At 36.3% G+C, this 26,176-nt stretch carries 25 protein-coding genes; 16 read left to right on the forward strand and 9 right to left on the reverse strand.

Annotation, left to right across the window (positions count from 1 at the left end; genetic code table 11):
- Window position 1: 1 nt before the first annotated feature.
- The 6 genes from AACP56_RS03375 to AACP56_RS03400 form a co-directional block, all read right to left on the reverse strand.
- Complete coding sequence (locus AACP56_RS03375) at window positions 2-877, reverse strand: rhomboid family intramembrane serine protease (RefSeq protein WP_339333428.1); 876 nt, start codon at window positions 875-877, stop codon at window positions 2-4.
- A gap of 1 nt (window position 878) precedes the next feature.
- Window positions 879-1,613: a rhomboid family intramembrane serine protease gene (locus tag AACP56_RS03380; protein ID WP_339333426.1), complete on the reverse strand. Its 735-nt coding sequence runs from the start codon at window positions 1,611-1,613 to the stop codon at window positions 879-881.
- Window positions 1,614-3,446, reverse strand: coding sequence for a DNA mismatch repair endonuclease MutL (gene mutL / locus AACP56_RS03385; RefSeq protein ID WP_339333424.1), 1,833 nt, complete (start codon window positions 3,444-3,446; stop codon window positions 1,614-1,616). It lies immediately after the preceding gene.
- Window positions 3,446-3,730, reverse strand: coding sequence for a riboflavin synthase subunit beta (locus AACP56_RS03390; protein ID WP_339333422.1), 285 nt, complete (start codon window positions 3,728-3,730; stop codon window positions 3,446-3,448). Before AACP56_RS03390 ends, mutL begins: the two co-directional genes overlap by 1 nt.
- 106 nt (window positions 3,731-3,836) lie before the next feature.
- Window positions 3,837-4,319 carry a 6,7-dimethyl-8-ribityllumazine synthase gene (gene ribH / locus AACP56_RS03395; RefSeq protein ID WP_339333420.1) on the reverse strand — a complete coding sequence of 161 codons (483 nt, stop codon included), beginning with the start codon at window positions 4,317-4,319 and terminating at the stop codon, window positions 3,837-3,839.
- 3 nt (window positions 4,320-4,322) lie between these two features.
- Entirely contained in the window at window positions 4,323-5,084 is a 762-nt protein-coding gene (locus AACP56_RS03400) for a tetratricopeptide repeat protein (protein ID WP_339333418.1), read from the reverse strand.
- A 114-nt stretch (window positions 5,085-5,198) separates the two neighbouring features.
- Here AACP56_RS03400 and recF point away from each other — a divergent pair, with 114 nt between their 5' ends.
- From recF to AACP56_RS03415, 3 genes are read left to right on the forward strand one after another with little or no spacing between them, the layout of a single operon-like run.
- Complete coding sequence (gene recF, locus AACP56_RS03405; protein ID WP_339333416.1) at window positions 5,199-6,278, forward strand: DNA replication/repair protein RecF; 1,080 nt, start codon at window positions 5,199-5,201, stop codon at window positions 6,276-6,278.
- 1 nt (window position 6,279) lies between these two features.
- Window positions 6,280-6,696 (forward strand): hypothetical protein, encoded by a 417-nt coding sequence (locus AACP56_RS03410; protein ID WP_339333415.1) that lies wholly within the window; start codon window positions 6,280-6,282, stop codon window positions 6,694-6,696.
- Window positions 6,696-6,992 (forward strand): DUF721 domain-containing protein, encoded by a 297-nt coding sequence (locus tag AACP56_RS03415; protein WP_339333413.1) that lies wholly within the window; start codon window positions 6,696-6,698, stop codon window positions 6,990-6,992. Before AACP56_RS03410 ends, AACP56_RS03415 begins: the two co-directional genes overlap by 1 nt.
- A gap of 55 nt (window positions 6,993-7,047) precedes the next feature.
- Here AACP56_RS03415 and AACP56_RS03420 read toward each other — a convergent pair whose 3' ends face one another.
- Complete coding sequence (locus AACP56_RS03420) at window positions 7,048-7,467, reverse strand: nucleoside-diphosphate kinase (protein ID WP_339333411.1); 420 nt, start codon at window positions 7,465-7,467, stop codon at window positions 7,048-7,050.
- 50 nt (window positions 7,468-7,517) lie between these two features.
- On the reverse strand, window positions 7,518-8,534 hold the full coding sequence (locus tag AACP56_RS03425; protein ID WP_339333409.1) for an alkaline phosphatase D family protein: 1,017 nt from the start codon (window positions 8,532-8,534) through the stop codon (window positions 7,518-7,520).
- Between the two features lie 77 nt (window positions 8,535-8,611).
- Here AACP56_RS03425 and AACP56_RS03430 point away from each other — a divergent pair, with 77 nt between their 5' ends.
- The 7 genes from AACP56_RS03430 (at window position 8,612) to AACP56_RS03460 (ending at window position 17,413) form a co-directional block, all read left to right on the forward strand.
- Window positions 8,612-9,625 (forward strand): DHH family phosphoesterase, encoded by a 1,014-nt coding sequence (locus tag AACP56_RS03430; protein WP_339333407.1) that lies wholly within the window; start codon window positions 8,612-8,614, stop codon window positions 9,623-9,625.
- Window positions 9,625-10,179: a gliding motility-associated peptidyl-prolyl isomerase GldI gene (gldI, locus tag AACP56_RS03435; RefSeq protein ID WP_339333405.1), complete on the forward strand. Its 555-nt coding sequence runs from the start codon at window positions 9,625-9,627 to the stop codon at window positions 10,177-10,179. Before AACP56_RS03430 ends, gldI begins: the two co-directional genes overlap by 1 nt.
- Before the next feature lie 5 nt (window positions 10,180-10,184).
- On the forward strand, window positions 10,185-11,294 hold the full coding sequence (locus AACP56_RS03440; protein WP_339333402.1) for a peptidylprolyl isomerase: 1,110 nt from the start codon (window positions 10,185-10,187) through the stop codon (window positions 11,292-11,294).
- A gap of 5 nt (window positions 11,295-11,299) precedes the next feature.
- The gene (locus AACP56_RS03445) at window positions 11,300-12,370 is read left to right on the forward strand and encodes a DUF3810 domain-containing protein (RefSeq protein ID WP_339333400.1); all 1,071 of its coding nucleotides are present in this window, start codon (window positions 11,300-11,302) and stop codon (window positions 12,368-12,370) included.
- 66 nt (window positions 12,371-12,436) lie between these two features.
- Entirely contained in the window at window positions 12,437-15,385 is a 2,949-nt protein-coding gene (locus AACP56_RS03450; RefSeq protein ID WP_339333398.1) for an amidohydrolase family protein, read from the forward strand.
- A gap of 141 nt (window positions 15,386-15,526) precedes the next feature.
- A complete protein-coding gene (locus tag AACP56_RS03455; protein WP_339333396.1) occupies window positions 15,527-16,807 on the forward strand; it encodes an amidohydrolase family protein in 1,281 nt (426 codons plus the stop codon).
- An 84-nt stretch (window positions 16,808-16,891) separates the two neighbouring features.
- Window positions 16,892-17,413, forward strand: a complete 522-nt coding sequence (locus tag AACP56_RS03460; RefSeq protein WP_339333394.1) for a hypothetical protein — start codon at window positions 16,892-16,894, stop codon at window positions 17,411-17,413.
- A gap of 47 nt (window positions 17,414-17,460) precedes the next feature.
- Here AACP56_RS03460 and AACP56_RS03465 read toward each other — a convergent pair whose 3' ends face one another.
- A complete protein-coding gene (locus AACP56_RS03465) occupies window positions 17,461-18,267 on the reverse strand; it encodes a DUF6503 family protein (RefSeq protein ID WP_339333392.1) in 807 nt (268 codons plus the stop codon).
- A 66-nt stretch (window positions 18,268-18,333) separates the two neighbouring features.
- Between AACP56_RS03465 and AACP56_RS03470 the strand changes: the two genes are divergently transcribed.
- From AACP56_RS03470 to AACP56_RS03495, 6 genes are all read left to right on the forward strand, one after another.
- Entirely contained in the window at window positions 18,334-19,119 is a 786-nt protein-coding gene (locus AACP56_RS03470; protein ID WP_339333390.1) for a TrmH family RNA methyltransferase, read from the forward strand.
- Between the two features lie 6 nt (window positions 19,120-19,125).
- The gene (locus AACP56_RS03475) at window positions 19,126-20,358 is read left to right on the forward strand and encodes a M48 family metallopeptidase (RefSeq protein WP_339333388.1); all 1,233 of its coding nucleotides are present in this window, start codon (window positions 19,126-19,128) and stop codon (window positions 20,356-20,358) included.
- Between the two features lie 44 nt (window positions 20,359-20,402).
- The gene (locus tag AACP56_RS03480; RefSeq protein ID WP_339333386.1) at window positions 20,403-22,607 is read left to right on the forward strand and encodes a RelA/SpoT family protein; all 2,205 of its coding nucleotides are present in this window, start codon (window positions 20,403-20,405) and stop codon (window positions 22,605-22,607) included.
- A gap of 41 nt (window positions 22,608-22,648) precedes the next feature.
- Entirely contained in the window at window positions 22,649-23,104 is a 456-nt protein-coding gene (locus tag AACP56_RS03485) for a Fur family transcriptional regulator (protein ID WP_339333384.1), read from the forward strand.
- Window positions 23,105-23,116: 12 nt separating this feature from the next.
- Window positions 23,117-24,385 (forward strand): adenylosuccinate synthase, encoded by a 1,269-nt coding sequence (locus tag AACP56_RS03490; protein ID WP_339333382.1) that lies wholly within the window; start codon window positions 23,117-23,119, stop codon window positions 24,383-24,385.
- A 67-nt stretch (window positions 24,386-24,452) separates the two neighbouring features.
- Window positions 24,453-26,174 carry an OstA-like protein gene (locus AACP56_RS03495; protein ID WP_339333380.1) on the forward strand — a complete coding sequence of 574 codons (1,722 nt, stop codon included), beginning with the start codon at window positions 24,453-24,455 and terminating at the stop codon, window positions 26,172-26,174.
- Window positions 26,175-26,176 lie beyond the last annotated feature (2 nt).

Here is a 26,176-nt window from a genome sequence, read left to right on the forward strand (position 1 = left end):
TTTAATTTTCTTTACCTGCTTTAAATAAAAAATCTTTTTCTTTTTTCGACAAACTTTCGTAGCCTGACTTACTTATTTTGTCAAGTATATCATCTATTTTTCGCTGCCTAGCCTGTTTATCGTAATCTGCCTTGTTTTTAGAAGCTTTAGTTTTATTCTTATAAACCGTTTTCAAAGGAGCTTTCTTTTCTCTAGCCTTAAATAGATTACCAATACCATCAATAAGTTTTGTGAAACCTACCCCTATATCATTCCCTTTAAGCAGTTGTCTTGCATATAAGTAACCCAATAGAGCTCCTCCTAAATGTGCAATCCTTCCACCAATATTACCCCCATAAGCTATCTGTACTAAATCTACCAGCACAAAAAACACTCCGACGTACCATAATTTAATATTGAAAAAAACAACCCTAACTTCCTGATTTGGAATATAAGTACAAATAAAAATCAGTACTGCAGTTACTCCAGCTGATGCTCCAATTAAGGTACTATTAATATTCGTAAGTGTTGGAAATACATTATAGCTAAGTAAAAAAAGTAATCCGCCAAGAATCACCCCTAAAAAATATACATTGATAAATCGTTTATTGTCAAAAAAGTTCAAAAATATTCTACCTGAAAAATACAACATGAGCATATTCCAAAAGATGTGTCCAATTCCAGCGTGGAAAAAAGAATAGGTTATCAAGGACCATGGCTGTGTTAAAAAGGAAACAAAATCTTTTGGCAACTCAAACCATTGGACGATACCATTGCTTGAAAATCCCAATAGCGCAATAAACAATCCATTTAGAATAAACACAAAAACGTTTGCAGCGATAAGTTTCTCGGCAACATTTAATCTAGAAAGCTGGTAACCTAATCCTCCACTAGCCATTTTAGTCCCAACGATTTTTATTAAATTGATTCTTTTTCCAATACCACATCATAATAAAACCAACCAAAGCACCTCCAATATGAGCAAAGTGCGCAATACCGGTACCAGTATTTGTTACACCAAATACTAAATCTCCAAGTATTATAAGGGGTACAAAATACTTTGCTTTGATAGGAATAGGTAAAAATATCATCATTAGTTCAGCGTTTGGGAACATAAATGCAAAAGCGACCAAAACCCCATAGACAGCACCAGAAGCACCAACAGCTGGTGTGCTAAATGCTGAAATCATACTATCTACAGATGCTCTTGAAGTAATTTCATACCATTGAGGACTGTACCTTCCACTGGAAATAGTATCCAGTATTTGATTTTTAGAAACTCCTGCCTCAACCAGAGCATTTAAACCATCATTAAAAAAGTAGTAATTAGAAGCTATATGCAATAAAGCAGCTCCCAGACCTGCAGAAAAATAGAAGAATAAAAACTTATTCTTACCCCATGCCCGTTCCAAAGGTGAACCAAAAGCCCAAAGACCATACATATTAAACGCAATGTGCATTAACCCACCATGCATAAACATATGGCTTACAATCTGCCAAAGCTGAAAATTTTCATTCTTGGGAAAATATAGTGCCAACCACAGAAGCAATTGTTCGCCATACAACAGGGATGCGATAAAAAATATCACATTAATTATAATCAGATGTTTAATAGCCTCCGTAAGTCTTCCCATTTAACTAAATTTTTTATCAATCTCGTCAGCAGCAAGAGTAACAAATGTCTTTTTATGAAAAGGACTTAAATTAGGCTCCTTACAGCCAAATAAGTCATTTACCAATGCAATTTGAGAATCCTGCTCTAAAATATGTCCTGTCTTTACCGCCAAACTTTTACTTAGGGTTTTTGCCATAAGCTCTGCTTGGGAAAAGCCTTCACTTTCATAACCTTCAGAGAAGTTTAATATAAGTTCTTCCAATACTATGCCAATTCCACTTTCCGTGATAATGCTGGGAATACCTGTCACTTTAACCGCTTCATTAGTAATATTCAGCACAAAACCCAGATTTATCAAACTTTCTTCCATGGATGACAGCACTTCCAATTCTTTCTTGCCGAACTGAAAATCCAATGGAAAGAGTAATTGCTGACTTATAGCATCTTTTACTGTAATATCTTGGAGAAAACGTTCGTACAAAATACGTTGGTGTGCCCTATTCTGGTCAATTAACACCATTCCGGACTTAATAGTCGTGACTATATATTTTCGCTTTAGCTGAAAAGTTGTCTGGGTCAGAGGTGCTTCATCACTTTGAGTTTCAAAAATTTCTGGTGTTATACCTTCAGATTCGAATTCAACACTACTAAAGTTATTGGAATCTGTATCCACATACAGATTCTCCCAGCCTTGAACATTTTGCTTTTTAAAATTTGCTGCTTGCTTGGTTTTACCAACTATCTGGTCAAATGGATTAAATGCCCTATCTACCGTAACTTTTGGCAATGTGGCTTCTTTAGTTTGATAAGCATAAGGTGTGTCCAAATTTCCATCGCGTTCAAAATCCAGTACTGGAGCCACACTGAACTGACCTAGACTATGCTTTATGGTAGAACGCAAAATAGCATAAAGCGTATTTTCATCATCAAACTTAACCTCTGTCTTTGTGGGATGAATATTAATATCAATTGATGCCGGGTCAACTTCTAAGTTCAAAAAATAACCAGGATGAGTATCTGATTTTATTAAACCCTCAAATGCTGCAATAACAGCGTGATGCAAATATGGACTTTTAATAAACCTCCCGTTCGCAAAAAAGAACTGCTCTCCCCTACTCTTTCTGGCAAATTCCGGTTTGCAAATAAATCCTGATATTCTTATGACCTCAGTTCCTTCTTCAACGGGGACTAAACGTTCATTCATACGAGTTCCGAACACATGAACTATACGTTGTCTAAAACTTTCTTTTTGCAGATTGAACAATTCTGAACCATTATTGTAATACCGAAACGCTACGGATGGATGAACCAATGCTACCCGTTGAAATTCGTCCGTGATATGCCTTAGTTCAACCTGATTTGATTTTAAAAAATTTCGTCTTGCAGGAATATTGAAAAAAAGATTTTTGACTGAAATTGAACTTCCTTTTGGTGTTACTGCAACTTCTTGGAAAACTACTTTGCTACCTTCAATTTTGATATGAGTGCCCGTTTCTGCTTTAGCAGTTCTTGTCTGCAAATCCACGTGGGCAATAGCAGCAATAGATGCCAAGGCTTCTCCTCGGAATCCTTTGGTCCTTAAATCAAATAAGTCCTCAGCCGAGGATATTTTAGATGTAGCGTGCCTTTCAAAAGAAAGTCTGGCATCAGTTCCACTCATACCAATACCATCATCTACCACTTGGATTAATGCTTTCCCCCCATCTTTTACGATAAGTTTTATGGTAGTGGCCCCAGCATCAATAGCATTTTCCAATAGTTCTTTAACAACAGATGCAGGTCGCTGAACCACTTCCCCAGCAGCAATCTGATTGGCTACATGGTCCGGTAAAAGTTTGATAATATCAGCCATTAGGGGTTGAAAAATATTGATAAATCAAAGTCGATTATAAAAAGAAAGATTAAAAGTAATACAGCAAGGATAACTATAAATCGAATCTTTACATTTTTGTCCCCTTCATTTTTAAGGTCTTCAAAGGCAGATGAAAATTTATTTTTAAGTCCACGGTTGGTATGTGCTGTGCTTCTAAATTTATCGAGTTTATGTTCTATTTTGTACGGATTTCCTTCACCCTTGTAATAACGAGGTTTATAGTTGAAACTCTTATTCCCCCTAAGTCTTAAAAACTTCCGCATGAATTGATTTTCCGTATTAACTCAAAGGTACTTAAAATGAAAAAATGGTGGACCTAGCCATTCACAAAATTTGTTAACACAAAATGAGTGAACCCTGAGTAAAAAATTACTTGCCTAGGGAAGCCATCTGGATTGCAGCTATAGCAGCTTCCACCCCTTTATTACCATGTTTACCGCCACTACGGTCTATAGATTGTTGCAAGGTATCGTCCGTTAATACACAGAAAATAACAGGAACATCAAACTTTACATTCAAATCTTTAATTCCCTGTGCGGTAGCACCACAGACATAATCAAAATGACTAGTTTCTCCCCTAATAACACTTCCTATAGCAATTACGGCATCAACGTTCTGTGTTTGCAACAATTTTTTGCTGCCAAACACCAATTCAAAACTACCAGGAACATTCCAGCGGATAACATTTTTTTCTAATGCGCCACAGTCCAATAAAGCTGCAAAAGCACCCTTGTAAAGCTGTTCAGTTATATTATCGTTCCAAGCAGAAACAACAATCCCAAATCGAAAGTTTTTCGCATTTGGGATTTCTTCTTTATTGTAAACCGATAAGTTTTTTATCTCGGTAGCCATTTGCTACTTTTTTGCAAAGCCTATTAAAGCATCAATATTTGTCGCTTCGGGAGATTTGGAGAACTCGTCCTTTACTCTAGTAAAGTATTCCAAAGCTTTGTCCGCGTATCCTAAATCCATGGCTATTACTCCTGCCTTGTATAAAAATCTAGGTGTGGTGTAATCATTGGAGTCATGTGCTATCGCTTTTTCGTAGTAATCCAAAGCCTCTTCAGGTTGCTCCAGTTGGGAAAATGCATCACCAATACCTCCTTTTGCCAAGGCACCAAGAATTGCATCATCTGATGAAAAGTCCTCCAAATAAGAAATTGCCTCTTGGTAATTTTGCTGGTTCAGATAAGCCATACCAGCAGAATAAGTTGCCAAGTTTGCCGCTTTAGTCCCTTTATATTCATCTATGATGTCTAGAAAACCATATTTACCATCTGCACCTTCAAGTGCCAAGTTCAATAGTGAATCTTTGGCAGTCTCATCTGCCATAGCTTGATCAAAATACTGTTGTGGATAAAACAACTCGTTTGCCGCACTAGATTCTTTTGGCTTTTGAACAAATTGAGAGTAAGCTAAGTAACCTAAAACACCAAGTGCAATCGCTCCAATCGCGCCTAAAATATAATTCTGGTTTTTGGATACCCAAGCTTCAGTTTTAGAAGCGCTCTCGTCCAGAGTACTAAAAACTTCTGCAGTAGTACTGTTGTGTTCTTCAACTGCTGCTTCTTCGGCTTTATTTTTTGGCTTAAAGCCCCTCTTCTTATATGTGGCCATTCTTCATTTTATTAATCGCGCAAAAATAAAGGTTTTATCCAAAACGTAAAGGCAAATTATTCGTTATTTTTGGTAGCTACTGTCATTTAAAATCGCCAGATTTTTATAGCACCTATGTTTTTAAAAAGCTTATCCTTAGTTAATTATAAGAATTTTGATTCAAAAAACTTAGATTTTGACCCTACTATCAACTGCTTGGTAGGAGAAAATGGGGTAGGTAAAACCAATATTTTGGACGCCATTTATCATTTATGTTTTGGGAAAAGCTACTTTAACCCTGTTGCCACACAAAATGTAAAACACGGTACTGAATTCTTTATGATAGATGGGGAATTTGAAAAAGATGACCGAGAAGAAAAAATTGTCTGCAGTTTTAAAAAAGGCATGAAAAAGGTCATAAAGCGAAATGGCAAAGCCTATAACAAGTTTTCTGAACATATTGGTTTTTTGCCTTTGGTAATTATTTCCCCAGCTGATAGGGACCTCATCATTGAAGGTAGTGATACCAGAAGAAAGTTTATTGATGGTGTAATTTCCCAATCTGACAAAGGATATTTACAATCCTTGATTAAATACAACAAGGTTTTGGTCCAACGCAATTCCTTACTTAAGTATTTTGCCGTAAATAGCACGTTTGATGCAGCTGCTTTAGAAGTCTACAATGAACAGCTACACACTTTTGGAACCGAAATTTTTGAAAAACGTTCTATTTTTTTGGAAAGCTTTATCCCGATTTTTAAGGAGCAATATTCAACTATTTCAAAAAAGCAAGAAGATGTATCGATCACCTACCAGAGTAAACTTGTAGAACATAGTTTAAGTGAACTATTAAAATCTGCTGTGGAGAAGGACCGGGCATTGCAATATACCAGTGTAGGAATACATAAAGACGACCTTGATTTTACCATTGACAACCATCCCATAAAAAAATTCGGGAGCCAAGGACAACAAAAATCTTTCTTGATTGCCTTAAAATTGGCACAGTTTCATTTCATAAAAGAACAAGCAAAGACAACACCTATATTATTATTGGATGACATTTTTGACAAATTGGATGAAAATAGGGTTTCCCAAATTGTCTCATTGGTCAATAATGATTCTTTTGGACAGTTATTTATAAGCGACACTCATCCTGAACGGACAGAAAAAGTAGTTAAAAACAGCAACCAGAGTTATAAAATATTTAACTTGTAATATGAAGCACATTCTGTTCATAACTCTTTTCTTTTTTGTCTTTGGCTGCACTTCTTCCATTTCAAAAGATGAGCTACAAAAACTGAACGGGTATTGGGAAATTGTTGAGGTAGAATTTCCTGATGGGCAAAAGAAAAACTACACTGTAAATCCAACTGTAGATTATATAGAAATTAAAGATTTAAAGGGTTTTAAAAAGAAAGTCCATCCAAAATTTGATGGCACCTATGATACTTCCAATGATGCTGAGCCCTTTGTCATTGTTGAAAAAGACGGTACTTTTTTACTATCATTTAAAAATACGATGAGTGAGTGGGAAGAAAAGGTTACCTCTATTGATGACAACTCATTCTCCATTATAAATGAAGAAAACATTATCTATACGTATAAAAGATACGAACCCATAAAAATTGAATGATGGCAAAACGATATAATTCACATTTGAATTTGGGTGAAGCCTTAAATGAATTCATTCAAAAGAACAAGCTACAAAAAGGTATAGATAAAGTTGATGCACGTGAGGCCTGGATTAAGTTAATGGGAAATGGGGTAAATAACTATACCACCAATGTGGAGCTCAAGAACGAAACCTTGTTCGTTTCGCTCTCTTCTTCTGTATTACGTCAAGAATTGAGTATGGGTACTTCTAAAATTATAACTATGCTCAATGAAGAATTGGGTAAAGATTTGATTAAAAAACTGGTGCTGCGGTAATAAAAAAGCCATTCAATTATGAATGGCTTTTTATTTTATAAAGAACTTTTCTTTACTAATATACTTCTCTACCTGCAAAGTGAAAAGCACCTTCGATAGCAGCATTTTCATCACTATCAGAACCGTGGACTGCATTTTCCCCTATGCTAGTCGCAAATAATTTTCTGATAGTACCTTCAGCAGCATCAGCAGGGTTCGTAGCTCCAATTAAAGCTCTAAAATCTTCAACTGCATTATCTTTTTCCAAAATAGCTGCAACGATTGGGCCTCTTGTCATAAATTCCACCAATTCCCCAAAGAAAGGACGCTCGCTGTGAACCGCATAAAAAGCCTGTGCATCACGAACACTTAACTGGGTATACTTCATAGCGGCAATTTTAAAACCAGCTGCAGTAATTTTTTCTAGTATAGCACCAATATGACCATTTTCAACGGCATCGGGCTTAATCATGGTAAACGTTCTGTTTCCTGTCATTCTTTCAAAATTTTGCGCAAAATTAAGCTTTTTCCGTTGCCCAGCAAGGTTTAATAGCTTTGTTTTAGTTCTTGTAAAACAACTCCATCATCCCCTAAAATCTTCATATTTACATTTTTTGATTTCAAATCTAGTTCCAACATACCAAAACTGGGAACAGAAATCACTCCTTTTACACGATAAGGATTAGGCTCTCCACTAAAATTAGAATAAGAATGGGTTAATCCACTACTTGTAAAATCAATAAGTGGATAGGATAAACCTTCAATATTTGCTTTTGAAAATTCAGAAATATGGCGGTCACCAGAAAGTAAAATCACTCCTTTTGCCCTAGAATTTGCAATAACTTCTTTCATTTTTTTTACTTCACTAGGATGATTAGCCCATTTTTCAAAACCATGCTCATTTGATAAAAATTGGATACTACTTACAATAAGGTTAAAATCTGCTTTAGAATTAATTAACTCACTTTCTAACCATTTCCATTGTTCTTCCCCCAAAATAGTACCCTCACCCGGTTGGTTTGGCTTATATCTTCTACCCTTGGTTTTATCATCTGTTAAAGCAGTTCTAAAGTAGCGGGTATCCAAATTAATAATCTTAACCGTTCCGTTAGGCTTAGCTATTACTTGCGAAGAATACACCCCTTCTCTTTTTCTTCTTTGACTATTCGCAGGAACATCCATAAAGTCCAAAAAAACCTGCTGACTTTCTTTCTTAGAAACAAATTCCTCCCCTCCATCATTAAGTCCGTAATCATGATCGTCCCATGTTCCGGTTATCAGTACCTTCTTTTTTAATTGCGCATAACCAGAAACTGCATTTTGCATATTATAATATTTTGCTATTTTTTCTGCATCATCCGTATCCGCATAGATAATATCTCCTCCCCAAATAAAGACATCGGGATTTTGGGCTAAAATATCATCCCAAAAAACATTATCCCTATCATGTCTGTTGCATGAGCCAAAAGTGACAATAACCTTATCTGCAGAAACTATGTCTTTGCTAGATTTACAGGCGAAAAACAAAGTTAATATCGCTATCAAAAACCAACTCTTTCTCATTTTGAAAAAATTTGTATTCTGGCAAAAATAGCATTTCCCAAGTTACCGCTGTGTTATATTATCGTATCTTTGCACGCATGAATTCAGCAGATATCACTACTGTTACCTCACTGCTTGCAAAGCCCCAAAACATAGTCATAATACCGCACAAAAACCCTGATGGTGATGCAATTGGCTCTTGCTTAGCTTTGGCTCATTTTCTAAAATCTTTGGGTCAAGAACCTATGATAATAACCCCTAATGATTACCCGAAATTTCTAAAATGGATGCCAAGTGATAATTTGATTTACAACTTTGAACATCAAAATTCCCAATCAAAAAGATTGATAGAAGAAGCCACACTTATTTTTACTTTGGATTTCAATCATTTTTCACGTACCGGGCAACTAGAACCATTACTTGAAAACTCCATCGCTGACTTTGTGATGATTGACCACCATCAACAACCTGCAGATTATGCAAGAGTGACCTATTCTGATGTAAGTATGAGCTCTACCTGCGAAATGGTCTACAATTTTATTGAGGCGCTAAACGGAACAGATAAAATAACTAAAGAAATAGCTACCTGTCTTTATACGGGAATAATGACGGACACCGGTTCTTTTAAATACTATTCAACGACCAGTAGAACGCACAGAGTAGTAGCAGATTTGATTGATAAAGGTGCAGAGAACATGACCATCCACCAAAATGTTTTTGATACCAACTCTCCAGCTAGATTGCACTTACTGGGAGTTGCCCTTAACAACCTTGTTATCTTGGAGGATTATAAAACTGCCTATATCACTTTAAGTCAGGAAGAATTGGACAAACATAGTTACAGCAAAGGTGATACCGAAGGCTTTGTAAATTATGGGTTAACGCTGGAAGGAATTAATTTTGCCGCTATTTTCATTGAAAATAAAGAAGAAGGGATTATTAAAATTTCATTTAGATCCATTGGGGATTTTTCCGTGAATGAATTTGCAAGAAATCACTTTAATGGTGGTGGTCATACTAATGCTGCCGGTGGCAGAAGTGAACTTTCCATTCCGGAAACAACCAAATATTTCGAATCGTTATTAGAAAACTATAAAACACAGCTACAATAATGAGATATTTAGGCTTCATGCTAGTATTACTCTTTTTCTTTGGCTGCAAAGAACCTGAACCAAGAAGGCCAGTACAGGTAAAGTCAAAAAGTTTTTTTAAGGAGTCTGTGGAACGAAGCAAAAAATTGCTAGCTAAAGAACAGGTTTTGATAAAAGATATCATCAAAAACGACTCAACACAAGAATATTTTAATAGTCCTTATGGTTTTCATTATTTCTATGAAGTGGAAAATCCAAACAACACCTATCAACTCAAGACCAATGATGAAGTAGTTTTTACTTATACTATCATGACTCTTAATAACGATACTATTTATTCGGCAGAAGAAATTGGAATGGTGCAACATGCTATTGACAAATCACAATTATTTCCGGGGCTTAGAAACGGAATTAAAATTATGAAAGTACCAGAAAAAATTACTTTCTTGTTTCCTTCTTCGCAGGGGTATGGCTACAAAGGAGATGGCAACAGAATTGGTCCAAGCACGCCATTAAAAACAAGTGTACAACTATTAAAAATCACAAAAAACAAAGATAGTTTAAATAAAAATTAATTAAAATGAAAAGAATAACGCTAGGAATATTTTTACTGACCTTAGCTTTTACGGCTTGTAAATCTGCTAAGTATACTGATATAGATGATGGTATTTATGCAGATATACAAACGACAAAAGGTGATATTTTGGTAAAACTACATCACAATGCAACTCCTATTACTGTAGCGAACTTTGTATCATTAGCAGAAGGAAAAAGCCCATTTGTTACAGATAGCCTTAAAAACAAAGAATTTTATGATGGCATTATTTTTCATCGCGTGATGAAAGATTTTATGATTCAAGGAGGAGACCCATTGGGAACGGGGAGAGGTAATCCTGGATACAAATTTAAAGATGAGTTTGTGGACTCACTTACCCATTCCGGAAAAGGAATACTCTCCATGGCAAATAGCGGGCCCAAGACCAACGGGAGTCAATTCTTTATAACGCACAAAGCAACACCCTGGCTAAATGGGAAACATACTGTTTTCGGAGAAGTAATAAAGGGCATAGAAGTTGTGGATACCATTGCTGCAGTAAAGGTTTTAGCTGGTAATAAACCTGAGGTTGATGTGGTGATGAACAAAGTGGAAATTATCAGAAACGGTAAAGAGGCGAAAAAATTTGATGCAGTTCAAATCATGTCCGATTATTTTGAGGAAGAAAAAGCGGTAACCGCTGCCTTTGAAAAAATGAAATCCGATTTAGCCACCGAGTTCAAAGCACAAGAAGCTAAAGCAAATTTGACCGATTCTGGATTACTAATTTTACCTGTTGAAACTGATGATGGTGAACAACCAAAAATTGGACAAAAAGTATTAGTCAACTACTCAGGTTGGTTAATGGCTAATGGCGAACTTTTTGATACCAGTGATTCAGCTGTAGCTGAAAAATTTCAAAAACTTAATCCAAGAAAACGAGATCAAGGACTTTATGCACCATCAGCAATGCTTTATAGCCCAGAAGCTCCACTGTTTCCAGGTTTTAGAGAAGGTCTATTGACCATGAAAATTGGAGATAAAATACGCATATTCGTCCCTCCTCATTTAGGAACTGGAGACCGTGATTACGGGCCAATTCCAGGTGGTTCTACTTTAGTATTTGATTTAGAGGTCACAGGAATAGCAGAATAGAGGTTGTGAAACCAAAAATCCAAAAAGGACTGGCGCTTTCCATTATTCCCCAGATTATTTTGGTGAAATGGTTTGGTAGCTATCCCGATTTAGTGGAAAAGTACTATAGTGAAGGAATCTATCCAATACTATCCAAATTCTTAAGGTTGTTATTTGGATGGATTCCTTTTTCTGTAGGAGACATCTTCTATACCATTTTAGGAATTGCCATCATCCGCTATGTTTATTTAAATGGAAAATCCTTTAGAAAACAACCTCTAAAACTAGTACAACATTTAGGAATAACGGTATCAATAGCATACTTCATTTTTCATCTTTTTTGGGGAATGAATTATTATCGCATACCTATTAATGAAAAATTTGGAATAGTGACAACCACTTATTCCGTGGAAGAATTGGAAAGTTTTGCCAGAAAGTTAATTCAACAAGCTAATGGGATTCAATATTCACTAGCAAGAGATGTTACGAAAGCTGTGGAAATTCCAGTATCAAGAAAAGATATTTTTCGTGCTACGATTAATGGGTATGAAGATTTTGCGAAAAACTATCCTAATTTTAAATACACATCACCAAGTCTTAAAACCTCATTGTATAGTCTACCCCTAACTTACATGGGTTATGGAGGTTATCTAAATCCATTTACGGGTGAAGCACAAGTTAACAGCAAAATCCCCATAATCAGATTTCCAACAGTTAGTGCACATGAAATTGGGCACCAAGTTGGCTATTCATCGGAATCTGCAACTAATTTCATAGGTTTTTTGGTAACATCTAGAACAATGGATATGCATTTTAAATATGCCTGTTATTCCCATGCATTAGCTTACACGCTTTCAGATTTAAGAAGACTAGATCAAGAAAAATTCGACTTGCTTTGGGAAGACGTAAATGAAGGGGTAAAAAAAAACTACGAAGAAATAAGTAAGTTTTGGAGTGCTTATGAGAACCCTACAGAACCAGTTTTTAAATGGGTCTTTAATGCTTTCTTAAAGGCAAATAGCCAACCAGAAGGAATCCAAAGCTATAATGCTGTTGTTGGCTTGCTTATCAATTATGATAAAGAATATGGTTTTTAATTACAGTTTGTAAAATACCCCCGCTTCACTTACCTTTAGAAAGACTAATTACAATCAAAATACATTATGAAATTGCGACTCCTGACACTCGCACTGCTTTGGTGCGGTGCTACTCTGTTTGCACAAGATTACTTTCCTGAAAATGACGGTGTAAAATCAAAAAACAATAATTATTATGCATTCACCAATGCAAAAATTTATGTTACTCCAACGCAGGTTATCCAAAACGGAACTTTACTAGTACAGAACGGGAAAATAGTTCAAGTAGGCAGTTCAGTTGCTATTCCTAAGAATGCGGTTGTAGAAAATTTAAGTGGAAAATCTATCTATCCTTCATTTATAGATGCTTTTTCAGCATTTGGAGTAGAAAAACCTAAGAGAGCCCCAGGTGGAGGTCGTTCACCTCAATATGAAGCCACTCGCGAAGGTTTTTATTGGAACGATCATATAATGCCCGAAAACAAGGCCGTAGAAAAGTTTGAATATGATGACAAAAAAGCCAAAGAATTACGAAAAGCTGGTTTTGGGGTAGTAAATACCCACATTCAAGATGGAATAGCTAGAGGTACCGGTGTTATGGTTGCCCTGAATGATGATGGCGGAGACGCTGATCGGATTTTAGAAGATAACTCAGCACAATATTTTTCATTCTCCAAAAGTGTTGCCAAAAGACAGTCCTACCCTACCTCTTTAATGGGAGCAATGGCTTTAATGCGCCAGTTATATTATGATATGGATTGGTACGCTAAAGGAAATGCAGATACTAAGGACCGTTCTATTGAAGCACTAGTAGAAAACAAAAGCCTACCACAAATTTTCGCAGCTGGTAATAATGGCAATGTATTAAGAGCGGACAAGATTGGCGACCAATTCGGGATTCAATATGCAATTCTTGCTGGGGGAGACGAATACCAACGTATAGATGCAATAAAAAATACTAACGCAAAATTGATTGTACCACTAAACTTTCCTAAAGCATATGATGTTTCGGACCCATACGCAGCGCAATACGTTAATCTAAAAGACATGCGTCATTGGAATTTAGCACCAACCAACCCCAAAGTGTTAGAAGACAATGGAGTTCAATTCTCATTGACACTTCATAGCTTAAAATCTACTGGAGATTTTAAAACTATGCTTATGAAAGCTATAAAACATGGTCTTTCCAAAACTAAAGCTTTAGAAGCCTTAACAACAACACCAGCTTCAATCTTGGGAGCTTCTAACAAAATTGGCAGTCTACAAACAGGGAGACAAGCCAACTTTTTAATCACTTCAGGGGATATTTTTGATAAAAGCACTACGCTCTATGAGAATTGGGTACAGGGTCATAAAAATGTAATCAATGATAAAGACCAAAAAGATATTCGTGGGGATTATGATTTAACTGCTGGTGGGCTTACCTATAAGATGGCGATTAGCGGAGAAGCAAGCAAGCCAAAAATCGAGGTTAAACAGGACACTATAAAACACAAATCGAAACTCGCCTATAAAAATAATTGGGTAAACTTTTCTTTCTCTACTGATGAGGGAGAGAAAATGTACCGTATGAGCGGTATGGTAAGTAAAGATTCTGACAACATAACTGGAAGACTTATTTTACCTAACGGAAGAGAATCCTCTTTTAGAGCAATAAAAACAGCATCTTTTGAAGAAAAAGAAAAAAAGGCTGAGGAAGCTGCTGAAAAACCTGAGCTTGTAGCTATGACTTATCCCAATATTGGATATGGCTATGCTGCAAAACCACAGCAAGAGAATATGCTGTTTAAAAATGCAACGGTATGGACTGGCGAAGCCATTCTAGAAAATACAGATGTGCTGGTAAAAAATGGAGAAATAAGTAAGGTAGGCAAAGATTTAAGTGCTGGTGGCGCTAAAGTAATAGACGCTACTGGCAAACATGTAACAGCTGGTATTATTGATGAGCATTCTCATGTTGCTGCAATTTCAGTAAATGAGGCAGGGCATAATTCTTCTGCTGAAGTGCGTATGACCGATGTGCTTGACCCAGAAGACATTAACATTTATCGTAGTTTGGGTGGTGGCGTTACAACATTTCAACTACTGCATGGTTCGGCAAATCCTATTGGCGGACAATCAGCCATCATCAAACTAAAATGGGGAGAAGATGCTGAAGGGCTTCAATTTCCAGATATGCCAAAGTTCATCAAATTCGCTTTGGGGGAAAACGTGAAACAGTCCAATTGGCAAAGTTTTTCGCGTTTTCCACAAACGAGAATGGGTGTGGAACAGGTTTTTGAGAACTACTTTCAAATGGCAAAAGAATATGATGCTAAAAAGAAAAGTGGGCAAGCTTATCGTTATGATGAAGAACTAGAAACCCTTGCCGAAATTTTAAATGGAGAACGTTTTATAAGTTGCCACTCTTATGTACAGAGTGAAATAAATATGCTGATGAAAGTTGCCGAGAGATTCAACTTTAAGGTAAATACATTCACGCACATTTTAGAAGGCTATAAAGTAGCCGATAAAATGGCAGAACATGGTGTAGGTGGCTCTACTTTTAGTGATTGGTGGGCATACAAATACGAGGTAAATGACGCCATTCCTTATAATGCGGCAATTATGGCAAGTCAGGGAGTAGTTACTGCAATTAACAGTGATGACCGTGAGATGATTCGTCGATTGAATCAAGAGGCAGGTAAGACTATGAAGTATGGCGGAGTATCTGAGATAGAAGCTTGGAAAATGGTGACGCTGAATCCAGCTAAATTATTACATATAGACCACCGCGTTGGCAGTATTAAAGTAGGGAATGATGCTGATTTGGTATTATGGACAGATTATCCAATGTCCGTGTACGCAAAAGCAGAGAAAACCATCATTGAAGGTGCCGTCTATTTTGATTTAGAAAAAGATAAAATGCAACGAACTGCAATCCAAGCTGAAAGAACAAAGCTTATTAATATGATGCTGAACGAAAAAGCTGGAGGTGGAAAAACCCAAGCTCCTAAGCAGAGTAAAAAACGAAATTTTGAATGTGAAACACTCTGATGTTAGATGTTAGATGTTAGATGTTAGATGTTAGATGTTAGATGAAATTAAAATTACGCCAGGTCGAGCTGAGTCGAGAACTAAAAATGTCACACTGAGCCTGTCGAAGTGTTTTCAAAAAAGAATAGCAAAATAAATAAAATGAAAAAAATAAATTTCTTAATCTTAATAGTATGGAGTTTTGCAGGTATCGCACAGCAAACTCCTGCACCAGAACAAACGGAAGCAATTACAGTTACTGGTGTTACAGCACATATTGGCAATGGAACGGTAATAGATAATTGTTCTATTGTATTTGAAAACGGTAAAATTACCGCTATTGGAAGCTCCGTTACAGCAAAAGGGAAAACAATAGATGCAACTGGCAAGCATATTTACCCAGGCTTTATTGCCCCCGGAAAATCTCTAGGTCTTGTTGAAGTAAATGCCGTTAGGGCAAGTAATGACTCTGATGAAATTGGCAGTATGATTCCGCATGTACGCAGTATCATAGCCTATAATGCAGAATCTAAGGTTGTTGAAAGTATGCGACCCAATGGTGTACTTTTAGGGCAAATTACTCCTAAAGGTGGGCGTATTTCTGGAACCTCTTCCATAGTACAGTTTGACGCATGGAACTGGGAAGATGCTACTGTAAAAGTAGATGATGGCATCCATCTAAACTGGCCAAACTCTTTTAGAAGAGGTCGTTGGTGGTTAGGTGAGCCTAGGGCATATCAACCCAACAAAGACTACCAAAAAGATATTGACGCAGTCAAAACCTTTATAGCTAACTCCACTGCTTATGGCAAAGCAAGCGCAAAAGAGAAAAATCAAGCGTTTGCAGCCATGCAAGGATTGTTCGATGGTTCTCAAAAACTCTATGTTTACGCCCAAGGCGAAAAAGAGATTATAGATGCGGTTACTACTGCTAAAGATGCTGGAGTGCAACATGTGGTATTGGTAGGTGGTTATCAAGCACATAAAATTACAGATTTCTTAAAACAGCATAATATTCCTGTTCTGGTGAATTTTACCCACACTCTACCCAATTTTGAGGATGATGATTACGATTCCACCTTTAAATTACCAAAGCTATTAGTAGATGCAGGGCTTTTGGTGGGCATACAAAATGCTAGCGCCAGTAATTTCCAAACACGAAATCTACCCTTTTATGCTGGGCAAGTTGTGGCACAAGGGTTGGATAAGGAAAAAGCGCTACAATTAATTTCTGGTAATACTGCCAAGATATTAGGTATTGATACTGATTATGGAACCTTAGAAGTAGGTAAAAGTGCTACTTTTTTTGTTTCTAAAGGAGATGCCTTAGATATGCGAACCAACATACTAAGCCATGCTTTTATAGATGGTAGGGCAATTTCTTTGGAAACTCACCAAACCAAACTTTGGAAACGTTATATGGATAAGTTTGCGGGAAAATAAACCTTGAGGGAATTGTTACATCCACAATATAAAAGTAAATAAGTTTTAAAACCTTTAGACTTAGATACAGAAAACAAGTTAAATATGGCAAGGAAAAATCTAATGATAGCTGTAATCACCTTTTTCCTAATAACTTTAGGTTGCAAGGAAGCTGAAACTACAGATACAGAGAACAAGAAAACACAAAATATAGATTTTAGACAGGAGAAAAAAGCCATATTGGAAACATTAAACAATGAGACCAAAGCTGCTTTTCAAAGGGATTATGAGGGTTGGAAAGAAAAATGGGTACACGACGCTGATATCACCAAAATATATATTGACTTTCCCAACAGTACTTTTTCGGAATCTGTAGGTTGGAAAGAAATAAGTCAATTTGTAAAAACTTTTATTGAAGAACATCCAGAACCAGAACCTATTCCTAAATTGTTGAACGACATTGACGTACGTTTATACGGAACTGGAGCTTGGGTTACTTATGAACAGCAAGATTCTGTCCGCGGACTAAAACGCGAAACTAGACTTATGGAAAAAGCAAATGGCAAATGGAAAATTGCTGGGATGCAAACCACTATTTATGGTTTTGAAACCGACATAAACAAATAAAATCGTTTTCCAATAAGCTAATCCTGAAGATTTTCCATAGGAAAATATTACTCCTTTCTTGACTTCACCCAATACTCCCCTTTTTCTGGTTTATCATAAAAAGCTGTTGGTTTTGCTACTGTGGATAAAGTAACATTCTCAAAAACCACTATGTTTCTTACTTCTTTTATTTTTCCGTCTTCAACTATATACCAAGAAATAGAATTTGGTAAAACCAAATCGTTTATGGTTTTCCAATCATCATAACGTATCCATTTTACATTATCAGACTTTTCACCACTACGGTAGGTTACTGTATAGCCTAACCAAGCCATTTTGTGCGTTTCAGCATTATAGTGAATGTAGTATTCATCTTTAGGAGTTATACCTACTCCAGCATCGTAACTTATTTTTATTCCAGGATAGGAAACACCATCAAAAACCAAATCTTCAGTTTCACTATAAATTATACCTTCATCCGCCAAAACAAATGGCATGGCATAGAAATAAAACATAAGGTTATGATAGAACTCTGGATTCCCTTTGTAATTTCCATTACTATCCAAAACCCATGGCTTCCCATCATAACCAAAGGTATAATCAGGTGTTTCTACCTTTTCGTTTCTGCTCCATAAATCGATAGTATGGGTTTCTGTGTTATCAGGTTTTGGTAGCACAAAAGAAAGTGTACGCTGCTGTTTCCAATTGGCTAATCCTCCATGTGCATCCAATGCCTTACCAAAGTCTTCTGGATATTTTTTTTTGTTTACTTCAACAGTTTCCACAGTGATTTGTGTGCTATTGGTATCTGTCGTTGTGGTTTGCTTACAAGCTATAAATGGTAGCAGTAAGACTAAGTAAACTAAATTTTTCATGGTTATTGTTTTGTACATCTGTCGAAAAGTAAGAATTAAGTTTACGGGAATGGCTATTTTTATCCAGTGGATAGTCAAAAAATAATCACAAGCCTTCAGAACCCTTTGGTTAAAAAGGTTTTACAACTGCAAGAAAAGTCTCGAGAACGTAAAAAGACCGGACTTTTTATTATTGAAGGGCTTCGGGAAATTCAATTGGCCCAAAAAGGAGGTTATAGTATTGAAACTCTTTTACATTGCGAGGATATAAATTCCAATTTGCAGATTGAAGTGCTTGACCAAATAGTTATTTCACGAACTGTTTATGAAAAGCTTGCATATCGGCAAACTACTGAAGGTGTTTTGGCAATTGCAAAGTCTAAAAATCATAGTTTAGATTCACTTAATTTTAAAACTAAGAACCCTCTTATTTTAGTTGCTGAAGCTCCTGAAAAACCTGGTAATATCGGTGCCCTGCTCCGTACTGCAGATGCCGCCAATTTAGATGCCGTATTGATTGCAAATCCAAAATCGGACCTGTATAATCCTAATGTTATCCGCTCTAGTGTGGGATGTTTATTTACCACTAAAGTTGGAATGGGAACTACCGAAGAAATAATTTCTTTTTTACAGCAGCAGGGTATTACTATAAACTGCGCAGCTTTAACCGCATCCAAAAATTATATCGAAACTGATTTTACAAAACCAACTGCAATTGTCGTCGGTACGGAAGCTACAGGGCTTTCGGATACTTGGTTGGCAAATTCTGACCAAAACATAATTATACCCATGCAAGGCGAAATAGACTCCATGAACGTGTCCGTCTCTGCTGCAATACTTATCTTTGAGGCTAAACGCCAGCGCGGATTTTAATTGCCTATGGATAGCAAATTACTCTTCACCCTCATTATTGGAATTTTAATAGCTCAATATATAATTGATACTTTCTTGGACTATTTAAATGCAAAAAAATATCAAGAAGTCATACCAGAAGAGCTTAACGACGTTTTTGACGAAGCTGAATACAAAAAATCCACAGCCTACAAAAAAACCAATTATAGGTTCGGTTTACTCAGTGATGCTTTTTCTTTTCTCCTGACCCTAAGTTTTCTTCTATTTGGAGGGTTTGAATGGGTAGATAACCTAATACGAAGTTTTACATCCAACTCTATCTTAATGGCGCTAGGCTTTTTTGGGATAATTGTTTTTGGAAGCAGCATATTTTCTATTCCGTTTTCATACTACCAAACCTTTGTCATAGAAGAAAAATTCGGTTTTAATAAGACTACAAAAAAATTGTTTTTTATCGATTTGATTAAAGGATTCGTGATGACCGCAATTTTAGGAGGTGGTATTTTAGCTCTAGTTATGCTGTTTTTACAATGGACTGGAAGTAATTTCTGGCTATATGCTTGGGGGCTTTTTGCTATGCTAATGATATTTATAAATCTTTTTTATAGCAAGTTGATTGTACCACTTTTTAATAAACAAACACCCCTAGAAATAGGAAGTTTAAAAGCTGCTATTGAGTCTTATGCAAAAAATGTAGGATTTGAGCTGGATAACATTTTTGTCATCGATGGTTCTAAACGTTCTACTAAGGCAAATGCTTATTTCTCAGGTTTTGGCAAACAAAAAAGAGTAACACTATTTGATACGTTGATAAATGATTTAAATGAAGAAGAAATTGTTGCCGTATTAGCCCATGAAGTTGGGCATTACAAAAGAAAGCACATTATTTTCAATCTTTTTGCCACAATAAGCCTCACAGGGTTAACCTTGTTTATACTCTCCCTTTTTATAAATAATCCTGAACTTTCACTGGCTATAGGGGTATCAAAACCCAGTTTTCATGCAGCATTGATTGGTTTTGTGTTATTGTACAGTCCAATTTCCACCATAACAGGTTTAGTTATGAACTTTTTCTCTAGAAAATTTGAATTTCAGGCAGATAACTATGCCAAAGAGACCTTTGCTGCTTCCCCCCTTATTACATCGTTAAAAAAGCTCTCAAAGAATAGCTTAAGTAACTTGACCCCGCATCCTGCCTACGTTTTTATGCACTATTCCCATCCACCATTAATCGAGCGCATCCGCAATCTAAAGGCATGATTTTTGTTGTTTAGCTATAAAGATTGTGGTAATTTTAATATAGAATGACGGTAGAAGCAATAGAAAAAGAGAATAAGCAAATTGCAAAGCAATATAAAGAATTGCTTCGCATAAGCTATCAGACACTTTCCCCAGGGGACAAGAAGTTGATACGCTCTGCTTTTGACGTTGCTGTTGATGCCCATAAAGACCAAAGACGAAAATCCGGCGAAGCTTATATTTTTCACCCAATTGCAGTTGCAAAAATAGTTGCTTCTGAGATTGGCCTTGATGCTGTTTCCATAGCCTCCGCCCTACTCCATGACGTTGTTGAAGATACCTCCTACACTTTAGATGATATTGAACGTATGTTTGGTGAGACCGTAGCGCGTATTGTTGACGGACTAACTAAAATATCCCATCTAAAAAAAGATAAAAACATAAGTCAGCAAGCAGAGAATTTTAGAAAAATGCTGTTGACGCTTAATGATGATGTACGCGTTATTATCATCAAAATTGCTGATAGGTACCATAACATGCTCACCATGGATGCTATGCCAGAGCATAAACAAGTGAAAATAGCTTCTGAAACACTATATATTTATGCACCTCTGGCACATCGTATTGGACTCTACAATATAAAAACACAGCTAGAAGACCTTAGCTTAAAGTATACGGAACCCGATGTTTATAATGACATTCGCGATAAAATAGAAGATACCGAAGATGAGCAGAAAGAATATATAGATGCTTTTACCAAAGTTATCCGTAATTCTTTGGATGAGGAAGGCTTAAATTATGATGTCAAAGGTCGGATGAAATCCATTTTTTCCATCCGAAGAAAAATGAAGGCTCAAAATGTAGCTTTTGATGAAATTTATGACAAGTTTGCTATTCGTATCATTTACAGTTCTGACCGAAAAAACGAAAAGTTTTTAGCCTGGAAAATCTATTCTATAGTAACAGACCATTTTACACCTAACCCAGTTCGGCTGCGAGATTGGATTACTTCTCCAAAATCTACAGGATATGAAGCACTACATATTACCGTTATGGGGCCTGAAGGAAAATGGGTAGAAGTGCAGATAAGAAGCGAGCGTATGCACGAGATTGCCGAAAAAGGATATGCTGCACATTTTAAATACAAACACGGGGAACAAAAAGAGCAAGGGATTGAAGTATGGCTAAATAGGTTACAAGAAGCTTTAGAAAATGCCAATGTAAGCGCAGTGGATTTTGTAGAAGAGTTTAAGCTCAATCTGTATTCCAAAGAGATATTTGTATTTACACCCAAAGGAGAGCTAAAATCTCTACCGAAAGGGGCTTCCCCTCTGGATTTCGCCTTTAACATCCATACGGAAGTGGGTATGAAAACCCGAGGCGCAAAAGTAAATGGAAAGTTAGTGCCGCTAAATACTGTTCTCCAAAGTGGTGATCAAGTAGAAATTATCACCTCAGAAACAGCAAAACCTAATCAAAACTGGTTAGATTATGCGCATACGGCAAGAGCAAGAGCAAAAATTAAATCTTCCTTACGTGAAGAGAAAAAAGAAGTTGCAGAAGATGGAAGAGAGATTTTAAGAAGAAAACTTAAATCTCAAAAAGTAACTTTAAATGAAGATGTGGTCAACAAAATGGTCATTTTCTTCAAATTAAAAACCAGTCTGGACTTATTTTTTAGAGTTGGTAATGGAGCGATCGATAACCAAAAAATCAAGGATTTTGTAGCCTCGTACAACAACTCTTTTATCAATTTTTTCAAGAATAAAATTAGACGTTCTCCAGTTCCAGAGGACATCAATAAAGATGAGATTACTGCTAAGTATGACATGCTTGTTTTTGGGAGTGAGGAAGAAAAGCTCAACTACAAACTATCCAAATGTTGTAATCCAATTCCTGGGGATGAAGTATTTGGCTTTGTTAGTGTTTCAGATGGTATAAAAGTGCACACCAAAAATTGCCCTAACGCAATTTCACTTCAATCCCATTATGCTTACCGCATTATGTCCGCAAGGTGGATAGATTCCACTCAAGAAGATTTTTCAGCAGAAATAGAACTTACAGGGATAGACAACCTTGGTCTGGTGAATGAAATTACCAATGTGATATCGGACAATATGCATGTAAACATGCGAAACCTTAATTTTAGCACAGATGGAGGTACCTTCTCAGGTAAGATTACAGTTGTGGTAAAAAACAATGTTATCCTTAAAAAATTGGTCACCAATCTAAAGCAAATTGAAGGTATAGACAAAGTGAGCAGGATTTAATTTTTAACTGTACATTTGCAAGATAGTATTGGGACATTGCCATGGGAAACACCAAAAATCAGGAAATTGTAAAAAACGTATTCACCACGTTTTTAGAAGAGAACGGGCACCGGAAAACCCCTGAACGATATGCAATTCTACAAGAGATTTATGAAAGTGATGACCATTTTGATGTAGAATCTTTGTACATTAAAATGAAGACTAAAAACTATCGTGTTAGCAGGGCCACCTTGTACAACACTATAGAATTATTGTTGGATTGCAAATTGGTAAGAAAACATCAATTTGGAAAAAATCAAGCACAATACGAAAAGTCCTATTTTGACAGGCAACACGATCATGTCATCTTAACGGATACAGGCGAGGTGGTAGAGTTTTGTGACCCACGTATCCAATCTATAAAGAAAACAATAGAAGAGGTTTTTGATATTAAAATCAATAACCATTCACTATACTTTTACGGAACCAGAAACAAAGAAGAAAACGTAACAGACTAACCAAAAAACTTCATGGTAGATTTATTGCTTGGACTCCAATGGGGAGACGAAGGAAAAGGAAAAATTGTTGATGTACTTACCAAAGACTATAACATAATTGCACGCTTTCAAGGAGGTCCTAATGCGGGGCATACTTTAGAATTTGATGGCATAAAGCACGTTTTAAGGACTATTCCTTCAGGTATTTTTCATGATGATTCCATAAATGTCATTGGTAATGGGGTTGTTATAGATCCCGTGGTTTTCGTACAAGAATTGGATGGTTTGGACCAGTTTAACTTGGATTATAAATCCAAGCTGATAATTTCCAGAAAAGCCCATGTTATTCTACCTACACACCGTTTGTTGGATGCAGCCTCTGAAACTTCCAAAGGGAAGGCAAAAATTGGATCTACATTAAAGGGGATTGGACCAACATATATGGACAAAACAGGTCGTAATGGAATTAGAATAGGCGACTTGGAGTTACCAAATTGGAAAGAGAAATATAGAGCTTTAGCTAACAAGCATGAAGCCATGATTAGATTCTACAATGTAGATATTCAGTACAATTTAAAAGAAATGGAAGATGAGTTCTTTTCTGCCATTGAGCGCTTAAAAGAATTACAATATATAGATAGTGAGGAATACCTAAACCAAGCTTTGCTAAACAACAAAACCATTTTAGCTGAAGGTGCACAAGGTTCCTTGTTGGACATAGACTTTGGAACCTATCCCTATGTGACATCTTCCAATACTACCGCTTCCGGAGCTTGTACTGGTCTAGGAGTTGCCCCAAACAGAATTGGTGAAGTCTTTGGAATTTTCAAGGCATATACCACTCGTGTTGGTTCTGGACCTTTCCCTACAGAACTATTTGATGAAACTGGAGCCGAAATGGCACGTATTGGACATGAATTTGGTGCTGTAACTGGTCGTCCCAGACGTTGCGGATGGTTAGATTTGGTGGCTCTTAAATATGCTTGCCAAGTAAACGGTGTTACACAGCTAAGCATGATGAAAGGTGACGTGCTTTCTGGTTTTAAAACTTTAAAAGTTTGTACGGCATACAAATACAAAGGAGAAACCATTACACATTTGCCATTTAATATCGAAGAAAGTAATGTAAGTCCAATCTATACAGAATTCAAAGGTTGGAAAGAAGATTTGACCAAAATGAGAAATGCTTCAGAATTCCCCAAAGAGCTCAACGAGTATATTTCGTTTTTGGAAAAAGAATTGAATATTCCAATAAAAATTGTTTCTGTAGGACCAGATAGAACACAGACAATACATCGATAGGTTTCCTAAACCTTTCTAAATCTAAGCACCTACTTTAACCAAAAATCCTACTTTTGGCTAAATTCTTATGGATTTGAAAAAAATATTCCTTTTTCTAGCTCTGTTTTCATTTTTGCTGTCTATAGCTCAAGAACAAACGAAAAGCGATACAACAAAAATTAAAGGTGGAAGACAAATAAACATTATCTATGGAGCAAACTTCACAAAGGATGAAGACAGATTTCCGGGGGCTTCTATTTTTAGTAAAGATGATGAAAGACAGGTTCAGTTTGAACACCAAGGTGCCGATTTATGGTGTGACGTAGCTATATTTTATTCCAAGGAAAACCGCCTAAAAGCTGTTGGCAATGTTAGAATGCAACAAGGCGACTCCATAGAGATGAATAGTGGGAAAATGGATTATGATGGAGACACTAAACTTGCCAAAGCATGGGAGAAAGTTGATTTAACAGATGGTCAAATGACCTTGACCACAGATACGCTGTATTTCAACAGGGAAAAACAGGAATCCTTTTATCGTTCAGGGGGAAAAGTTGTCGATTCTGTAAATGTACTTACCAGTCTTATAGGGACTTATTTCACAGAACTGAAAAAAGTGCAGTTTAGAAAAAATGTTCATGTAGATAATCCAGAGTATGTCATCGATTCTGAGCAGTTAGACTACTATAGAATATCAAAAAATGCATATATGTACGGACCTTCCACAATAGTTGGGGAGGAATACACCATTTACTGTGAACGTGGGTTTTATGACACGAAAATTGAGCAGGGTTATGGGGTTAAGAATACTAAAATCAATTACAGTAATCGAATCATAGAAGGTGATAGTGTTTATTTTGACAAAGTAGCATCATTCGCATCTGCAACAAACAATATTATTGTTACGGATACTATCAACAAAGGAGTTATTCGTGCACATTATGCAGAAGTACATAAAGAAAAAGATTCCGTTTTTGCTACAAAAAGGGCGGTTGCCATAAATCTTGTAGAGCAAGATTCTTTATACATCCATGGAGATACATTACTAGTTACTGGTCCACCAGAGTCAAGGATATTAAGAGCATTCAGGAATTCAAAATTTTATAAAAAAGACTTGAGTGGTAAATGTGATTCCATCCATTCTGAGGAGAAAACAGGTATCACCCAACTCATTACCAATCCCATTCTGTGGAATGTAGACAATCAAATGACAGGGGACAGTATTCATTTGATTTCAGATTTGGAAACAGAAAAACTGGATTCCCTTAAGGTCATCAACAATGCATTTATCATAGCATTTGATACCATTGGAAAGAATGGTTACAATCAAGCAAAAGGGAAGGATTTGTTTGGCAAATTCATAGACAATGAATTAAAAATCATTGATTTAGTTAAAAATACCGAAGTCATTTACTACATGTACAACGATGACCAAGAATTGATTGGCATTGATAAGACCATTTGCAGTAAAATCAGGATGATAATGGAGAATAATGATGTAGATGAGCTTAATTTTTATGTAAATCCAGATGGGGATATTTTCCCAGAAAAGGATTTACCGGTGGATAGTAGAAAATTGAAAGGTTTTATATGGCGAGGTGAAGAACGAATTTTTAGTAAGGAAGGTATTTTTGATGAGGATGACAACAATATAGAATTGGTCAAAATTAGAGGCATTGATGACCCTATTGATATTGATGCAGAAGAACAGGAACGTAGTGGAGGTAAGAATTCAAATTCCAAAATATCAAATACTAACTCTAAAGCAACTAAACCGAAACGCCCCGTTTTAAAAAAAGTTGGTAGTTAACT

The sequence above is a fragment of the Croceitalea sp. MTPC6 genome, from assembly GCF_036985525.1.
GTDB lineage: Bacteria > Bacteroidota > Bacteroidia > Flavobacteriales > Flavobacteriaceae > Croceitalea.

What these genes read in the sequence shown, in the direction of transcription:
- AACP56_RS03375 (WP_339333428.1), bottom strand. Translation starts at nt 877, where the DNA reads ATGGCTAGTGGAGGATTAGGTTACCAGCTTTCTAGATTAAATGTTGCC.
- AACP56_RS03380 (WP_339333426.1), bottom strand. Translation starts at nt 1,613, where the DNA reads ATGGGAAGACTTACGGAGGCTATTAAACATCTGATTATAATTAATGTG.
- mutL (WP_339333424.1), bottom strand. Translation starts at nt 3,446, where the DNA reads ATGGCTGATATTATCAAACTTTTACCGGACCATGTAGCCAATCAGATT.
- AACP56_RS03390 (WP_339333422.1), bottom strand. Translation starts at nt 3,730, where the DNA reads ATGCGGAAGTTTTTAAGACTTAGGGGGAATAAGAGTTTCAACTATAAA.
- ribH (WP_339333420.1), bottom strand. Translation starts at nt 4,319, where the DNA reads ATGGCTACCGAGATAAAAAACTTATCGGTTTACAATAAAGAAGAAATC.
- AACP56_RS03400 (WP_339333418.1), bottom strand. Translation starts at nt 5,084, where the DNA reads ATGGCCACATATAAGAAGAGGGGCTTTAAGCCAAAAAATAAAGCCGAA.
- recF (WP_339333416.1), top strand. Translation starts at nt 5,199, where the DNA reads ATGTTTTTAAAAAGCTTATCCTTAGTTAATTATAAGAATTTTGATTCA.
- AACP56_RS03410 (WP_339333415.1), top strand. Translation starts at nt 6,280, where the DNA reads ATGAAGCACATTCTGTTCATAACTCTTTTCTTTTTTGTCTTTGGCTGC.
- AACP56_RS03415 (WP_339333413.1), top strand. Translation starts at nt 6,696, where the DNA reads ATGGCAAAACGATATAATTCACATTTGAATTTGGGTGAAGCCTTAAAT.
- AACP56_RS03420 (WP_339333411.1), bottom strand. Translation starts at nt 7,467, where the DNA reads ATGACAGGAAACAGAACGTTTACCATGATTAAGCCCGATGCCGTTGAA.
- AACP56_RS03425 (WP_339333409.1), bottom strand. Translation starts at nt 8,534, where the DNA reads ATGAGAAAGAGTTGGTTTTTGATAGCGATATTAACTTTGTTTTTCGCC.
- AACP56_RS03430 (WP_339333407.1), top strand. Translation starts at nt 8,612, where the DNA reads ATGAATTCAGCAGATATCACTACTGTTACCTCACTGCTTGCAAAGCCC.
- gldI (WP_339333405.1), top strand. Translation starts at nt 9,625, where the DNA reads ATGAGATATTTAGGCTTCATGCTAGTATTACTCTTTTTCTTTGGCTGC.
- AACP56_RS03440 (WP_339333402.1), top strand. Translation starts at nt 10,185, where the DNA reads ATGAAAAGAATAACGCTAGGAATATTTTTACTGACCTTAGCTTTTACG.
- AACP56_RS03450 (WP_339333398.1), top strand. Translation starts at nt 12,437, where the DNA reads ATGAAATTGCGACTCCTGACACTCGCACTGCTTTGGTGCGGTGCTACT.
- AACP56_RS03455 (WP_339333396.1), top strand. Translation starts at nt 15,527, where the DNA reads ATGAAAAAAATAAATTTCTTAATCTTAATAGTATGGAGTTTTGCAGGT.
- AACP56_RS03460 (WP_339333394.1), top strand. Translation starts at nt 16,892, where the DNA reads ATGGCAAGGAAAAATCTAATGATAGCTGTAATCACCTTTTTCCTAATA.
- AACP56_RS03465 (WP_339333392.1), bottom strand. Translation starts at nt 18,267, where the DNA reads ATGAAAAATTTAGTTTACTTAGTCTTACTGCTACCATTTATAGCTTGT.
- AACP56_RS03475 (WP_339333388.1), top strand. Translation starts at nt 19,126, where the DNA reads ATGGATAGCAAATTACTCTTCACCCTCATTATTGGAATTTTAATAGCT.
- AACP56_RS03480 (WP_339333386.1), top strand. Translation starts at nt 20,403, where the DNA reads ATGACGGTAGAAGCAATAGAAAAAGAGAATAAGCAAATTGCAAAGCAA.
- AACP56_RS03485 (WP_339333384.1), top strand. Translation starts at nt 22,649, where the DNA reads ATGGGAAACACCAAAAATCAGGAAATTGTAAAAAACGTATTCACCACG.
- AACP56_RS03490 (WP_339333382.1), top strand. Translation starts at nt 23,117, where the DNA reads ATGGTAGATTTATTGCTTGGACTCCAATGGGGAGACGAAGGAAAAGGA.
- AACP56_RS03495 (WP_339333380.1), top strand. Translation starts at nt 24,453, where the DNA reads ATGGATTTGAAAAAAATATTCCTTTTTCTAGCTCTGTTTTCATTTTTG.